Origin of the sequence: Brevundimonas bullata, from assembly GCF_014207965.1 — a bacterium.
GTDB classification, from domain to species: Bacteria; Pseudomonadota; Alphaproteobacteria; order Caulobacterales; family Caulobacteraceae; genus Brevundimonas; species Brevundimonas bullata_A.
In genome coordinates this window covers 558151-572464 of record NZ_JACHLM010000003.1, presented here as the reverse complement: position 1 = coordinate 572464, position 14314 = coordinate 558151, and the positions used below count along the sequence as shown (strand labels likewise).

11 protein-coding genes, 1 tRNA gene and 1 pseudogene are annotated in these 14314 nt (G+C 66.3%); 8 read left to right on the top strand and 5 right to left on the bottom strand.

Annotation, left to right across the window (positions count from 1 at the left end):
* Positions 1-40: 40 nt before the first annotated feature.
* Positions 41-736 (top strand): phospholipase D-like domain-containing protein, encoded by a 696-nt coding sequence (locus HNP51_RS11495; protein WP_184269360.1) that lies wholly within the window; start codon positions 41-43, stop codon positions 734-736.
* Between the two features lie 25 nt (positions 737-761).
* Here HNP51_RS11495 and HNP51_RS11490 read toward each other — a convergent pair whose 3' ends face one another.
* Positions 762-1007, bottom strand: coding sequence for a hypothetical protein (locus HNP51_RS11490; protein ID WP_184269362.1), 246 nt, complete (start codon positions 1005-1007; stop codon positions 762-764).
* Between the two features lie 89 nt (positions 1008-1096).
* Here HNP51_RS11490 and HNP51_RS11485 point away from each other — a divergent pair, with 89 nt between their 5' ends.
* Positions 1097-1933: a recombinase zinc beta ribbon domain-containing protein gene (locus HNP51_RS11485; RefSeq protein ID WP_311770664.1), complete on the top strand. Its 837-nt coding sequence runs from the start codon at positions 1097-1099 to the stop codon at positions 1931-1933.
* On the opposite strand, the gene HNP51_RS11480 is transcribed toward HNP51_RS11485, so the two are convergent.
* Positions 1904-1980, bottom strand: a tRNA-Arg gene (locus tag HNP51_RS11480). The genes HNP51_RS11485 and HNP51_RS11480 overlap by 30 nt on opposite strands.
* Before the next feature lie 153 nt (positions 1981-2133).
* Here HNP51_RS11480 and HNP51_RS11475 point away from each other — a divergent pair.
* A complete protein-coding gene (locus HNP51_RS11475; RefSeq protein WP_311769927.1) occupies positions 2134-3897 on the top strand; it encodes a gamma-glutamyltransferase family protein in 1764 nt (587 codons plus the stop codon).
* Between the two features lie 7 nt (positions 3898-3904).
* Here HNP51_RS11475 and HNP51_RS11470 read toward each other — a convergent pair whose 3' ends face one another.
* Positions 3905-4762 (bottom strand): lipid A deacylase LpxR family protein, encoded by an 858-nt coding sequence (locus HNP51_RS11470; protein WP_260398416.1) that lies wholly within the window; start codon positions 4760-4762, stop codon positions 3905-3907.
* Positions 4763-4942: 180 nt separating this feature from the next.
* Positions 4943-6771, bottom strand: a pseudogene (locus HNP51_RS11465) (ribonucleoside-diphosphate reductase subunit alpha); the annotation flags it as partial.
* 313 nt (positions 6772-7084) lie between these two features.
* Here HNP51_RS11465 and HNP51_RS11460 point away from each other — a divergent pair.
* The 5 genes from HNP51_RS11460 to HNP51_RS11440 all read left to right on the top strand — a co-directional run bounded on the left by HNP51_RS11460 (position 7085) and on the right by HNP51_RS11440 (position 13760).
* On the top strand, positions 7085-7834 hold the full coding sequence (locus HNP51_RS11460; protein ID WP_184269366.1) for a phosphatase PAP2 family protein: 750 nt from the start codon (positions 7085-7087) through the stop codon (positions 7832-7834).
* A gap of 67 nt (positions 7835-7901) precedes the next feature.
* Entirely contained in the window at positions 7902-9227 is a 1326-nt protein-coding gene (locus HNP51_RS11455) for an acetyl-CoA hydrolase/transferase family protein (RefSeq protein WP_184269367.1), read from the top strand.
* Positions 9228-9313: 86 nt separating this feature from the next.
* Complete coding sequence (locus HNP51_RS11450) at positions 9314-11416, top strand: response regulator (protein ID WP_184269369.1); 2103 nt, start codon at positions 9314-9316, stop codon at positions 11414-11416.
* Between the two features lie 263 nt (positions 11417-11679).
* A complete protein-coding gene (locus tag HNP51_RS11445; RefSeq protein WP_184269371.1) occupies positions 11680-12723 on the top strand; it encodes a ribonucleotide-diphosphate reductase subunit beta in 1044 nt (347 codons plus the stop codon).
* Between the two features lie 5 nt (positions 12724-12728).
* On the top strand, positions 12729-13760 hold the full coding sequence (locus tag HNP51_RS11440) for an oxidoreductase (RefSeq protein WP_184269373.1): 1032 nt from the start codon (positions 12729-12731) through the stop codon (positions 13758-13760).
* Here the strand turns inward: HNP51_RS11440 and HNP51_RS11435 are convergent.
* A complete protein-coding gene (locus HNP51_RS11435) occupies positions 13757-14251 on the bottom strand; it encodes a cell wall hydrolase (RefSeq protein ID WP_184269375.1) in 495 nt (164 codons plus the stop codon). The two genes, HNP51_RS11440 and HNP51_RS11435, sit on opposite strands and share 4 nt — an antisense overlap.
* Positions 14252-14314: the final 63 nt, after the last annotated feature.

Below are 14314 nucleotides of genomic sequence, written 5' to 3'. Positions count from 1 at the left end.
CCAAACTAGCAGTTCTAATCCCGCTCAAAGGAGCAGCGATATGGACCGGATCAATCTGAACCAACTGGGCGTCCCGGTTGATCATGATCTCGAACCCCAAAGCGACAACAGCATGTCGGCGATCGCGCCGGTGGAAGTGATATTCCGAAACCACCAAGAGCGACTGGTTCAGGAAATTGCTCGCCATCCTGTGGTCGTGGGTTGCGTGGCTTGGCTAACGGACACTGTTGTCCTGGAAGCGCTGGCTAAGTGTCTTCACGTCAGCATCATCGTACAAAAGGAAGACTTCCTGCGGCCCGATTTGGTGCAAATGCGAACGGCGGGCCTGCGTCGATTGTACGATGCGCTTCCGGCGCCGCTGATGCGGTATTCTCTTCCCGGAGGCGTGTCGGGGTTAAACTACGCCGGCAACCCCAACATCGAAGCCATTCGCTGCGTCGGCCATCACAACCGCGAAAAACGATCCGCCTGGCCGCGCATGCATAACAAGTTTCTCGTCTTCTGCGACATCGACCAAGAAGGTAACGGCTTGGAAGATGTCCTGCCGCGGAAAGTTTGGACCGGCAGCTACAACATCAGCGCGAACGCGACGGCGTCATGGGAAAACGCTGTAATGATCGACAGCTCAGAAGTGGCTGGGGCCTATGCCCGCGAGTACGGGCAGATCATGGCCTTTTCCGAGGTCCTGGATTGGACAAGCCCATGGATAGCTCCCGAGTATCGTATCGGGTCGTAGGCCGGGGGGCCTTTTCAGAAGTGCTTCAAACATCGGTCTGGGCTGAAAGCTCTCGAAAGGTGTCAGCCAGAATGCCCGGTCCGCGAGCGGTGAAACCCGTGTCTCCGCGCGCCGCGAACAAAATGCGGCGGTAGCTGACCACGTCGATCAGAGTTGAACTGCGAACGAAATTCGATCGGTTCTCTCGCTGCGCTGGCGTCTCAGTTTCCGAGTCACCGATCAGGATGATGGCGCTCGTAGGCTGTGTCAGCTTGCTAATGCCTGCGTTCACGCGCACCGCCTCGATGTACTCCCGGAAACGCGCCAGGTACCCGTTGCATTGAGACAGAGCACGATGGCCAGCGGTGCTGTAGCCTGGCTGTGCCCGCAATAGTGTCGAAGGCCGACCATGAGGCTGTCAGGGCGCGGCTCACCGCTCGAAACTCGAAGTGGACGCCGCCGCGAGTCTCCACAGGCCCGAACCTGCTAACGGGTATCTGCTTCTGCGGCGCGTGCGGCGGCGCCATGACGCTGAGAACCGGCAAGGGCAGCGCGGGCGGCCAGTATCGCTACTACGCCTGTTCGACCAAAGCACGTATGGGCGAGGCGGGCTGCAAGGGTCTCGCGGTTCCCATGGACAAGCTCGACGACGCGATCATCGAGCACCTCGAATCCCGGTTGCTGGACCCGGATCGCCTCGCGGCGCTGATGGAACAGCTTCTGGATCGTCGTGAGGAGTGGGCCGACCAGAGGCGCAGCCACATCGCGGAAATGCGCAAACGGGCCACCGAAGCCGATGCCAAACTCAATCGCCTTTACGAAGCCATTGAGAACGGCCTCCTGGTGCCTGACGACGCCTCACTAAAGGATCGCGTGGCCGAACTGTCAGGCATTTGGGATCAGGCCCGAGCAGACGCCGAACGGATCGGTGCATCCGTGGACCGGCTGGCGCCGACGATCACGCCGGACGCCCTGAACCGGTTTGCCAGCGCCGCGCGGCGCAAGCTGCGGGATCGCACCAGCGGCTATCGGCGAGATCACCTCCGCGCACTGACCCAGAGGGTGGAGGTCATCAGCAAGACCGAGGCGCGCATTATCGGATCGCGCACAGAACTTCTGCGGGCTTTAGCGTCCACTGGTGGTAGGGATTATGCCGCCGGGGGCGGAGTTCTCAGTTTTAAACCGAAGTGGCGCACCCGAAGAGATTCGAACTCCTGACCCCCAGATTCGTAGTCTGGTGCTCTATCCAGCTGAGCTACGGGTGCGCATTGCCTTGCGGGCAGGGCGGCTATCTAGCGGGCGGGGCCGGGGCTGGCAAGCGCGTTTTTCAGAAAATGCCGATAGAAAATGCAGACTTGGACTTTGGGCTCTGGGACACTAGGCATGAACCTCTCCCTGAACCCCGCAGGAGCCGTTTCGTGCGCGCCTATTCCATCCCCTCGTCGAACCGTCGGCGCAAGATTTCGCTCATTCTGACGAGTGCGGCGGTCGGCGCATTTATCTTGGCGGGATGCGCCACGGCCCCGGTCGCGGAAGCGACGGCGGGGGAAGCGGTCGTGGCGACGGCGCAAAAGCCCGCGCGCGGTCCCTTCGTGTCGGCCGCCAATCCTCTGGCGGTGGAGGCCGGGATGCGCGTTCTGGCGCGCGGCGGGTCGGCGGTGGACGCCGCCGTCGCTGTTCAGGCCGTGTTGGGTCTGGTCGAGCCGCAGTCGTCGGGTCTGGGCGGCGGCGCCTTCATGATGTTCTACGACGCCGACAGCGCGGCGCTCACCGTCTATGACGGACGCGAGACGGCCCCGGCTTCGGCCACGCCCGAGCTCTTCTACGAGAACGGTCGCCCGATGGCCTTTGTCGATGCGGTGCTGAGCGGCCATTCGACCGGCGCGCCGGGCGTCGTGCCCATGCTGGCCCTGGCGCAGAAGCAGCATGGCGCTCTGCCGTGGTCGGAATTGTTCGGGGATGCGGAAAAGCTGGCGCAGGACGGCTTTATCGTCAGCCCGCGTCTGGCGGGGATGATCAACGGTAATGCGCCCCAAGCGAAGACCCGCTGGGCGAGCGAGTATTTCACCAAGGCGGACGGCACGCGCTACGTCGCCGGGGACGTGCTGAAGAACCCCGCCTATGCCGAGACGGTGCGGATTCTGGCGCGCCAAGGCGCGGCCGGGATGCAGACGGGGCCTCTGGCTGAAGCCATCGCCGCCGCCGTGGCCGAGGGCCCGCGTCCGGGCGGACTGACGACCGCCGACATCGCCGCCTATCGTCCGGTGGTGCGCGAGGCCGTGTGCGGGCCGTACAAGGTCTATGTCGTCTGCGTGCCGCCCCCGCCGTCCAGCGGCGCCTCCATCCTGCAACTACTGGCCATGGGCGAGCAGACGCCGGACCTGGACAAGGGCGCGGCCAGCCCCGAGGCCTGGGCCGCCTTCGGCCAGCTGCAGCGGCTGATGTATGCCGACCGCGATCGCTATTTCGGCGATCCGGCCTTTGTCTCGGTGCCGGTCGCGGGTCTGCTGGACCCGGCCTATGTGGCCCAGCGCGCCGCCCTGGCGCCCGCCTTGCGCGGCGCGGCGCCGTTCGGGACGCCGCCGGGCGCGCCGAAGGTCGGCGCCGACGCCACACGCGAACCGGCGGGCACCTCGCACTTCGTCGTCGTGGACGCCAAGGGCAATGCGGTCAGCATGACCACCACGGTCGAGAGCCTGTTCGGCTCGGGCCGGATGGCGGGCGGCTTCTTCCTCAATAACCAACTGACCGATTTCTCGCTGGTCCCGACGGCGGCCGACGGCACGCCGGCGGCCAACGCCGTGGCGGCGGGCAAGCGTCCGCGCTCGTCGATGTCGCCGGTCATCGTGCTGGACCGCGAGGGCCATCTGGTCGGGGCTCTGGGCTCGCCCGGCGGTTCGTCCATCCTGGCCTATAACGCCAAGGCCCTTATTGCGGCCCTGGGTTGGGGCCTGCCTCTGCAGGAGGCGTTCGACCTGCCCAATCTGGTGGCCAAGGGCGACGGCTTCGGCGCTGACACCGAGGGATTCTCCGCCGCCGTGCGGGACGGCATGGCGGCGCGCGGGGTGGTGCTGCGGCCGAACACCACCGAAACCTCGGGCCTGCACGGCGGCCTGTGGCGCAACGGACAGTGGGACGGTGGAGCGGATACCCGCCGCGAGGGCGTGGCGCACACCCGGTAGGGGCGCGCTATTCGCGCGGGCGGATCGTTAGCTGGAAGGCCACCAGGCCTTCCGACACGTCGGTGTTGATGCCGCCATAGGCCTTGATGCCGTTGGCCTCGATCTCGCGATAGACGACGCCGACCGAGCCCTGCAGCGCGCCCCGGCGATAGGCCACGCCGATCGAGGCGTCGCCCAGGAAGGCGCCCTCGTCGTGGCTCATGCCCGAGCGGGCGAAATCGCCGTCGCGGGTGCGGGCGAAGTTGTAGCCGACCGCCCGCTTGGACCCGGCGGCGTACACATACCAGCGCGCCCGATCTCCAAAGGCCTCGTCGCCGTCAGGCGCCAGCCGGTCGAGGCCCTCGCCGATCTTCAGGGTGGCGCCGGCCTCGGCGGTCGTGCCGTCGGCGCCGAAACCGACCCCGGCGTGGGGCGTCAGCGACACTTCAAGGCCCGACGCCGTCCTTCCCTGAGCCGCGACCCAGCCGCGCGTATAGGTGACGTCATAGCGCTCGTCGCCATAGGTGCGGGCGTCCAGGGCGCGCGGCGGCACGGGCGCGCCGTCAGCCCGGCGAGGCTCGCCCCGGGCGGTGACGCGCAGGCGATCCGTGAAACCGTCGCCGGCGAACCAGGCCTCGCTCTGCGCTGTGGTGAAGGCGTCCCGTCCCGCGGGCGACCCCGACAAGGCCAGCGGCGCGCCAAAGGGCGTGTCTGAGGCGATGAAGGCGATGTCGCTGTCCAGCCGGGCGGCGGCGTCCTCGAACTGGACGACATCGCTGCCCCGAGCCGCGATGGGCCCTGCGATCGAGGCCGTCGTCTGTGCGCCCGCTGTCATGGGCAGGCCCACAGCGATCAGAACACCAGCGAGGCAAGCCTCTACGCGCATCAACGGTCCCTCCCAAAACCCGTTAACAAACTCCACTCTGCACTAAAGCGGGGGAACTGCAACGGACTCTTTCAAGCCACAATCCTGTCACGCTCAAACGAAACCGCCCGGAGGACGGTTCCCCCGGGCGGCTGGTTAAGTGCGGCTGGATCAGCCGATCGTGATGCGAGAGGCGCGGCCTTATTGGCAGGCCAGGCACTCGTCGTAGTCGGTGGGGGCGGCGGAGAAGAGATCCGGCTGGTTGGGATCGATCTCGGCTTCGACCTTGTCGTCGGCGCCGGCGAAGGCGGCGCGCTGCACCGACTTGGAACGCAGGTAATAGAGCGACTTCACGCCGCGCTCCCAGGCGGACCAGTGCAGCATGTGCAGGTCCCACTTGTTCACGTCGCCGGGGATGAAGAGGTTCAGCGACTGAGCCTGGCAGATTTCCGGCGCGCGGTCGGCGGCCAGTTCGACCACCCAGCGCTGGTCCAGTTCGAAAGCGGTCTTGAAGATGCCCTTCTCGTCGTCCGACAGGGCCTCCAGGTGCTGCACCGAGCCTTCGTGTTCGAGGATCGAGTTCCACACGGCCTCGGTGTCGATGCCCTTCTCGCCCAGCAGTCTCTGCAGATAGGGATTCTTGACCGCGAACGAGCCCGACAGGGTCTTGTGCGTATAGATGTTGGCCGGGATCGGCTCGATGCCCGCCGAGGTGCCGCCGCAGATGATCGAGATCGAGGCGGTGGGGGCGATGGCCAGCTTGTGGCTGAACCGCTCCATCACGCCCTGCTCAGCGGCGTCCAGGCAGGCGCCCTTTTCTTCGGCCAGCACGCGGCTGGCCTTGTCGGCCTCGCGACGCAGGTGCTTGAACAGGCGCATGTTCCACGACTTGGCCATGGCCGATTCGAAGGCCACGCCCTGAGCCTGCAAGAAGGAGTGGAAACCCATCAGGCCCAGACCCACCGAACGCTCGCGCTTGGCCGAATAGACGGCGGCGGCCATGGCGGACGGGGCGCGCTGGATGAAGTCCTCCAGGACATTGTCCAGGAAGCGCATGATGTCTTCGATGAACTTGGGTTCTTCGCGCCATTCCAGGAAGCTCTCGGCGTTGACCGAGGACAGGCAGCAGACGGCGGTGCGGTCGACGCCCAGATGGTCCTTGCCGGTGTGCAGCATGATTTCGGCGCACAGGTTCGACTGCTTGACCTTCAGACCCAGGTCGCGCTGGTGCGGCGCCATCTGGCGGTTCACCGTGTCCGAGAAGATCAGATAGGGCTCGCCCGTCTGCATGCGGATGTCGAGCAGCTTGGTCCACAGCGATCGGGCGTCGACGGTCTTCATGACCTCGCCGTCCTTGGGCGACTTCAGGTTGAAGGTGGAGCCGGTCTTCACCGCCTCCATGAACTCGTCGGTGATGTTGATGCCGTGGTGCAGGTTCAGCGACTTGCGGTTGAAGTCGCCGGAGGGTTTGCGGATCTCGAGGAACTCCTCGATCTCCGGATGGTGGATGTCCAGATAGACGGCGGCCGAGCCGCGGCGCAGCGACCCTTGCGAGATCGCCAGCGTCATGGAGTCCATCACGCGGATGAAGGGGATGATGCCGCTGGTCTGGCCCGCGCCCTTGACCTTCTCGCCGATGGAACGGACGCCGCCCCAGTAGGTGCCGATGCCGCCGCCGTTTGAGGCCAGGGCGACGTTTTCGTTCCACACGTTCTGGATGCCGTCCAGGCTGTCGCCCACGGCGTTCAGGAAGCAGCTGATCGGCAGACCGCGATCGGCGCCGCCGTTCGACAGGACGGGCGTTGAGGGCATGAACCACAGCTTGGACATGTAGTCGTAGATGCGCTGGGCGTGTTCGGCGTCGTCGGCATAGGCCGTCGAGACGCGGGCGAACATGTCCTGATAGCTTTCGCCCGGCAGCAGGTAACGGTCTTCCAGGGTCTTCTTGCCGAAGTCGGTCAACACGGCGTCGCGCGAACGGTCCAGGGTCAGGCCCGTGACCACTTGCAGATGGGGCTTTTCGCCGGCCGGAGCCTTAGAAAGCGCCGTGAATTCCGTCGTCTGCAACGCTTCGCCGCCTGCCATCGCTATGCCCCGTCGTGCTGTGGATAACGCCAGATGTTGTGTGGATAACAACCTGTCGTCCCTAAATGTAGTGTTAAGGCCCGTCGGCATTCAAACTTTTTTTTGGGCTCCGATGAAGATTAAAGACTTGCCAACTGTGAATGTCTGAGTGGGCTTGGCTGAGCGGCTTGGCGATTTGGGATCACACGGAGGTTCGGATCTGTTTTGTCACGCTGAGGGACAACGGGAACGGCTCGCCAGCTTGACCGTTAGCGGCCTATGGCTCCGCATCCCACCGCCTTCCTGACCCGCGCCCTGCGCGTGGCCCGCACCGAAATCGCCGCCGTCGCCGCCCTGTTGGTGGTGGCCCTGGGCACACTGACCTTCATCGAGGTGGCCGACGACATGCGCGAGCCGGATGGTGAGGCCTTTGACCAGGCTGTGCTGCACGCCGTTCGTCCCTTCGCCGATGATCCGGGCCGCCCCTGGGGGCCGTGGTGGCTGAAGGAGGCGGCGGCGGACCTCACGTCTCTGGGCGGGATCTCGGTCCTGACCCTGTTCGCCCTGATCGCCCTGGGCTTCATGCTGATCCAGGGCAAACGGCTGTCAGCTCTGCTGCTGGTGGTCGGGCTGGCGGGCGGGGTGGCGCTGAGCGAAGGGTTGAAAGCCCTGTTCGAACGCGACCGCCCGCCGCTGGAGTTTCAGGCGGTCGAGACCCTGAACGCCAGCTTCCCTTCCGGCCACGCCCTGTTGTCGACCGTCTTCTATCTGACGCTCGGGGTCATGCTGACGCGGGCCTTTCCGCGCAAACGGATGAAGGCCTATGTCATGGGCTGCGGCATCCTGATCGCCCTGCTGATCGGCCTGACCCGCATCTATCTGGGCGCCCACTGGGCCTCGGACGTCTTCGCCGGATGGAGCGTCGGCGCCGCTTGGGCCATGCTGCTGTGGCTGGCCGCCTATGCCATCGGGCGCCGCCAGCGGCTGCATGACGCCCCCTTGCAGGACGCGCCTTCGACCAATGTCTAGCGGTCGGAAAGCGCCGGGCGCCGGATAACGGATCGAACAGAGCCGAAGTGCCGTTCGAGGAAGCGCCATGACCGATTACGCCATTCAGTACGCCGAGCGCCTGATGTCGCCCGCCGCCGCCGCCACCCTGATTCCGTCGGGCGCCAAGGTGGCCATGGCCCTGGGCGTCGCCCAGCCGCCCGCCCTGCTGAAGGCCCTGGCCGACCGGGCCGAAGCGAAGGCGGTCGACGACATCAACATCTACTACCTGCTGTCCACCGCCATCGCCGGCGAGACCGTCCTGCGCTACGAACTGACCGACCGGCTGCGGCCCCACAGCCTGTTCCACGGCGCCATCGAACGGAAGCTGGAGGCGCGCGGGATCGAAGAAGGGCGCCAGGGCGTCTGGTTCGTCCCCACCGGCTTCCAGCAGACGCCCAAGGTCCTGACGCGCGAGATCGGGGTCGATACGCTTGTGGCCACGGTCTCGCCGATGGACGCCGACGGCAACTTCAGCCTCGGCACCAACACCGACTATGCCTTGGCCGTCTCGCGCACCGCCAAGCGGGTGATCCTGGAGGTCAATCCGCACATGCCGCGCGTCTTCGGCGAGTGCACCGTGCATGTGTCGCAGGTCACGGCCCTGGTCGAGCACGCCGCGCCCCTGCTGGAGGCCGGCAAGGCCGCGCCGCAGCCGCAGGACCTGATCATCGGCGGCCTCATCGCCGGCCTGATCGAAAACGGTTCGACGCTGCAAATGGGCATCGGCGCCTTGCCGGACGCGGTCTGCGAGGCCCTGCATGATCACGCCGACCTGGGCATTCACACCGAGCTGCTGACGCCCGGCCTGGTCGAGCTGATGCGCGCCGGCGTCGTCACCAATGCGAAGAAGAGCCTGCATCCGGGCAAGACCCTCTTCACCTTCGCCATGGGCGACCGCTCCACCTATGACTTCCTGCACGAGAATCCGGCGCTGGAGGCTCGCCCGGTCGACTACGTCAACGATCCGGCCGTCATCGCCCGCAACGACAAGATGGTCTCGGTCAACGCCACCTTGCAAATCGACCTCTTCGGCGCCTGCTGCTCGGAGTATCTGAACGGGCGCCAGTACACGGCCTCGGGCGGACAACTGGACTTCGTGCGCGGCGCCTCGGCGTCGCAGGGCGGCCAGTCGATCATCGCCTGTCATTCGACGGCGGCGAAAGGGGCAGTCTCGCGCATCGTCGCCCGACTGGACGGCCCCGTGACCACGCCGCGCAATGATACGCAAATCGTCGTCACCGAGCATGGCTGGGTCAATCTGCGCGGCCTGACCGTGGATCAGCGCGCCCGCGCCCTGATCGGCCTGGCCGCGCCGCAGTTCCGTGAGGGTCTTCATGCCGAGGCGCGGGCCATGGGAATGATCCCGGCCTAGGGAAACCGACGTAATCCTGGCAGCAGGCTTTGTTTACAATTGAGGCGCAGGTTTGAACTAGGGCGGATTGGTTAGGGGAGTGGTGTATGAGCGGTCGCTGGCGAGCGTTTCGTCACGAGGCGGGCCAGGAGGCCGGTCCCCATTCCGCTGTCTATGTCCTTCTGTTCATGCTCTGCCTCTTGCTGGGCCATTGGAGCGCAACGACCTTCCAGGCGGTGATCGCCTGGCCCGCCAATGGGGTGATGCTGGCGGCCTTCCTGCAACTGCCCCGGCGGCGCGCGGGGGTCGTTCTGGCCCTCTGTTTCGGGCTGAACCTGCTGAGCACCATCGTGCGCGGAGACGCCCCGCCCTTCGTCTGGCTGAATCCCCTGTTGAACCTGCTCCAGGTCCTGGTAGCGGGCCTTCTGGCGCGGCGCGTGTGCGGAGCAGCCTTGGATATGCGGCGGCCTCGGCGGATGGTCCTGTTCGCCGTCGGCGCCGCGGCGCCTGCGGTGGCCCTGACCGCCACCATCAGCGTCATCGTGGCTCTGGCCGTGCGTGACTATTCTCTGGTCCGGGCCGCCTTCGCCTGGCGACACCTATTTGCGATGGAGTTGCTGGGCCTGGTGATCGTCACCCCCAGTCTGCTGCTGTTGGCCAGGGCGCATCGCTTCCGCCAAGTCAGCCCGTCGCCGCTGGAGATCATCGCCGTCCTGGGCCTGGTGACGGCGACGGCGCTTTGGATCTTCACCCAGTCCACGCCCCTGCTCTTTCTGATGTTTCCGCCGCTGATGCTGGCGGCCTTCCGACTGTCGCCGCCGTGGATGGCGGTCGCCCTGATTCTGACCACCGCGATCAGCGGCTTGAAGACCATGACCGGGCATGGGCCGATCAGCGCCTCGCCTGTTCCCTATGTCGCGGATCTGGATGGCCTCTCGGAGCGGATGCGGCAGATGCCTCTCTACTATGGCTTCCTGCTGGTGGCGGCGATGACCGCCCTGCCGATCAGCGCCCTGATCGCCGAGCGGCGCTCCTTCCTTGCGCGACTGGCCCGGCGCACGGCGATCGCTCTGGAGCAACGGCGACGGGCCGAAGCGGCCGACGCGGTTAAGTCACGCTTCCTGGCTCTCATGAGCCACGAGATGCGCACGCCGTTGAACGGGGTCAGCGGCTACGCCGACCTGTTGTCACGCCGCTCCGATCTGTCGCCCGAAGCCCAGGCTCAGGTCGCTGCTATCCGCCAGTCGGGGGAGGCCATGCTGACCCTCGTCGAGGATGTCCTGGACGTGTCGCGCGGCGACGAACCCCTCTGCCTGGAACCCTTCGACCTGGCCGCGCTGATCCAAGACGCAGTGGCTCTGAACGTCGTAGCCGCGCAGGCCAAGGGGCTCCTGTTCGATATGGAAATGGCTTTGCAGCCCGGCGGCCGCGTGCTCGGGGACGCTCGGCGTCTGCGCGGGGTCCTGCGGCATCTGGTCTCGAACGCCGTCAAGTTCACCGATCGCGGCGCGATCCGGCTCCTGGCGCGACATGACGGAGACCGCCTGCTGGTCGAGGTGGCCGACACCGGCTGCGGCATAGCCGACGATTTCATTCCCCGCCTGTTCGATCCCTTCGCACAGAGTGACGATTCCCTCCGCCGTCGCCACGGCGGGGCGGGCGTGGGCTTGCCCGCTGCAAGACGCCATGCCCGATGCATGGGCGGCGACGTGGTGCTGTTTTCGACCTCGTCGTCAGGTTCGGTGTTCCACCTGACGGCGCAGTTGGAGGCGCTCGACGCGCCCGCCGCAGAAGCACCGACGGAAGTCACCGCGCTGCGCGCGCTGATCGTCGACGACCTTCCGGTCAATCGCCAGATGCTGCGGCTGCTGATCGAGGCGGCGGGCTGTGAGGCGGTCGAAGCCGCCGACGGGCTGGAGGCGCTGGAACAGGCGAGCGGCGGCGGCTTCGACCTGATCCTGATGGATGTGCGGATGCCCCGTCTGGACGGGCTGGAGGCCTCGCGCCGTATTCGCGCCCTACCGTCCGATGCGGGCGAGGTGGCCATCCTGGCGGTGACCGCCGACGCCATGCCGGAAGACGCCGCGCGCTGCCTGGCGGCGGGCATGGACGCCCATCTGGCCAAACCTGTGACGCATGATCGGCTCTACGCCGCCATTGACCAGACTTTCCGCGTCGCCGCCGCACGCCACCAGGTCCACGCGGCCTAGGGGGGGGCGGCGCTCTCCACCGGAAAGGGTTACCTCCGAAAGGCGCTTCCGATCAGGCTCATGGCGCCTCGACCGGCCCTGAACCGTGGCGGCGATGTTGAAAAGCGTCCCCAGGCTTCTCCCCATCTGATTGTCCGCAGACCACCACATCTAGCGGTAGGATTAAAATGTGATCGCAAGATAGGCGCATTCCGACTTGGCGCCGGGCTGCGTCGGACGCATGGTGAAACTCACTTCTCCCGGATTCGCTTCAGGTCATTTTGATGAACGCCCACTCCTCGATCATCCGTCCCGGAACGGCTGGACTGCTGACGCCTTCGGCGGCCTACAAGCCGTTCCGCTATCCGTGGGCCTTCGACATGTGGAAGACCCAGCAGCAGGTCCACTGGATGCCCGAAGAGGTGCCGCTGGGCGAGGACGTCAAGGACTGGGCCGCCAACCTGACCGACAGCGAGCGCAACCTGCTGACGCAGATCTTCCGCTTCTTCACCCAGGCCGACATCGAGGTCCAGGATAACTACATGGAGCGCTACGGTCGGGTGTTCAAACCGACCGAAGTGAAGATGATGCTGGCGTCGTTCGCCAATATGGAGACGATCCATATCGCGGCCTACGCCCTGCTGCTCGAGACCATCGGCATGCCCGAGAGCGAGTTCGGCGCCTTCATGGAATACGAGGCCATGCGCGACAAGCATGACTTCATGGGCCAGTTCGGGGTCGAGACCGACGCCGACATCTGCCGGACGCTCGCCATGTTCGGCGGCTTCTCGGAAGGTCTGCAACTGTTCGCCAGCTTCGCCATGCTGATGAACTTCCCGCGCCAGTCGAAGATGAAGGGTATGGGCCAGATCGTTAGCTGGTCGGTGCGCGACGAGAGCCTGCACTGCGAAGGCATCATCAAGCTGTACCACGCCTTCAATCAGGAGACGGGCGCCGTCACCAAGGCCGTGGCCGACGACATAGTCGACTGCTGCAAGACCGTGGTCGACATGGAAGACAAGTTCATCGACCTGGCCTTCGAAATGGGTCCGGTCCACGGCATGACGCCGGATGACATCAAACAGTACATCCGCTTCATCGCCGACTGGCGCCTGCGTCAGCTGAAGTTGCCGGAAGTTTACGGCGTGACGGAAAACCCTCTGCCCTGGCTGCAGTCCCTGCTGTCGGGCGTCGAACACGCCAACTTCTTCGAGGCCCGCGCGACCGAATACTCCAAGGCGGCGACGCAAGGTTCGTGGCACGGCGCCGACGGCGTCTGGGACAGCTTCGACGCCATGATGAAGCGCCGCGAGACCGCCGAGGGCTGATCGGCGTGACCCATCCGGTCCGGGCGGCGCTGGTCGGTTTCGGCTACGCCGGGCGGACCTTTCACGCCCCGCTGATCGCCGCCTGTCCTGAATTGCGTCTGGAGGCGGTGGTCAGTCGCCAGGCCGAGGCGGTGGCCGAGGTCTGGCCCGACGCGCGCGTGCTGACGTCCTACGATCAGGCCCTGGCCGATCCCGCCATCGACCTGATTGTCCTTGCGACGCCGAACGATCTGCACGCGACGCAGGCCGAGGCGGCGCTGAACGCCGGCAAGGCCGTAGTGGTCGACAAGCCCTTCACCTTGACCGCCGCCGAGGCGCGTCGGCTGGCGGCCCTGGCCGACACGCGCGGGTCGATGCTGTCTGTCTTCCACAATCGTCGCTGGGACGCCGACTTCCTGACGCTGCAGGGCCTGCTCGCCCACGACCGTCTGGGACCAGTGGTGCGCTTCGAAAGCCGCTTCAATCGCTGGCGGCCCGAGGTGCGCGATCGCTGGCGCGAGGGCGACGGACCGGGGGCGGGCGTCTGGTACGATCTGGGGCCGCATCTGATCGATCAGGCTCTGGTCCTGTTCGGGCGTCCTCTGGGCGTGACCTGCGACCTGGCCGTGATGCGTCCGGGCGGCAAGGCGGTCGACTATGCTCACGCCGTGCTGCGCTATGCCGACAAGCGGATCATCCTGCACGCTGACATGGTCACGCCTGCCGCCGACGCCCGGTTCGTCGTCCACGGCGCACGCGCCAGTTGGCGGAAGGACGGGCTGGACGTGCAAGAAGACCAACTGAAATCGGGCCTGACCCCCGGCGTGGCGGGCTGGGGCGTTGATTCTCGCCCCGGCGTCGCAGTGGACGGCGCGACCGGCGCGCGCGAGATCGTGACGGGACCGCCTGGCGACTATCCCGCCTATTACGCCGCCATCGCCGGGGCGATCCGCGACGGTGCGCCCAATCCTGTCCCGCCGCATGAGGCCGTGGCGGTGATAGAGGTGTTGGAGGCAGGTCTGATCAGCGCCGAGCGTCGAGCCGAGGTCCCGCTCTAGTTGGGCGAGGGCGCTTGCCGTCCGGCGTTGCAGCGCGCCCGGTCGCCGCGTTCGCAGGCGGCCACTGTGGCCCGCCAGTCGGCCATCTGGCGCTCATAGGCGGCCTGGGCCTCGGCGGCGGTCCGCAGGTCGGTTTCACGGCGTTCGCGAGCCTCGATGGCCGCCGCCTCCAGTTCCGATTGGTACTGAGCCTGGGCCCTGGCGTAGGCTGCGGCGTTGGCGCGGTCTTCGTTTTCGGCCAGGTCGTTCTGAGCGACGACTTCATCGTTGAGGGCCTGGGTCTGACGCAACTCGTCGGGGTCCTGGGCCGAATCCGGGGCGCGCCGATAGCGTTCGCCCTGGCGGCGCAGCAGGTCGGCCACAGGGTCGCTGGCGGCGCTCTGGGCGGCTGTGGGGGCCGGGGCCTGCGTCTGAGCCGCCACAGGGCCCGTCAGGAGGCTCAGGGCGACGGCGAGAAGGGCGATGCGGTGTGGACGAGGGGCGGTGATCATGGGACGTATCCTGCCGGGCAAATAAGGCCGGATCGAAGCTTGGCCTTGGGGACCTTAAACCGA

Bases quoted from the DNA above. Each gene is read 5' to 3' on its own strand.
- HNP51_RS11470 (WP_260398416.1), bottom strand. From the start codon at position 4,762: ATGCGCGTAGAGGCTTGCCTCGCTGGTGTTCTGATCGCTGTGGGCCTG.
- HNP51_RS11455 (WP_184269367.1), top strand. From the start codon at position 7,902: ATGACCGATTACGCCATTCAGTACGCCGAGCGCCTGATGTCGCCCGCC.
- HNP51_RS11495 (WP_184269360.1), top strand. From the start codon at position 41: ATGGACCGGATCAATCTGAACCAACTGGGCGTCCCGGTTGATCATGAT.
- HNP51_RS11435 (WP_184269375.1), bottom strand. From the start codon at position 14,251: ATGATCACCGCCCCTCGTCCACACCGCATCGCCCTTCTCGCCGTCGCC.
- HNP51_RS11460 (WP_184269366.1), top strand. From the start codon at position 7,085: ATGGCTCCGCATCCCACCGCCTTCCTGACCCGCGCCCTGCGCGTGGCC.
- HNP51_RS11450 (WP_184269369.1), top strand. From the start codon at position 9,314: ATGAGCGGTCGCTGGCGAGCGTTTCGTCACGAGGCGGGCCAGGAGGCC.
- HNP51_RS11445 (WP_184269371.1), top strand. From the start codon at position 11,680: ATGAACGCCCACTCCTCGATCATCCGTCCCGGAACGGCTGGACTGCTG.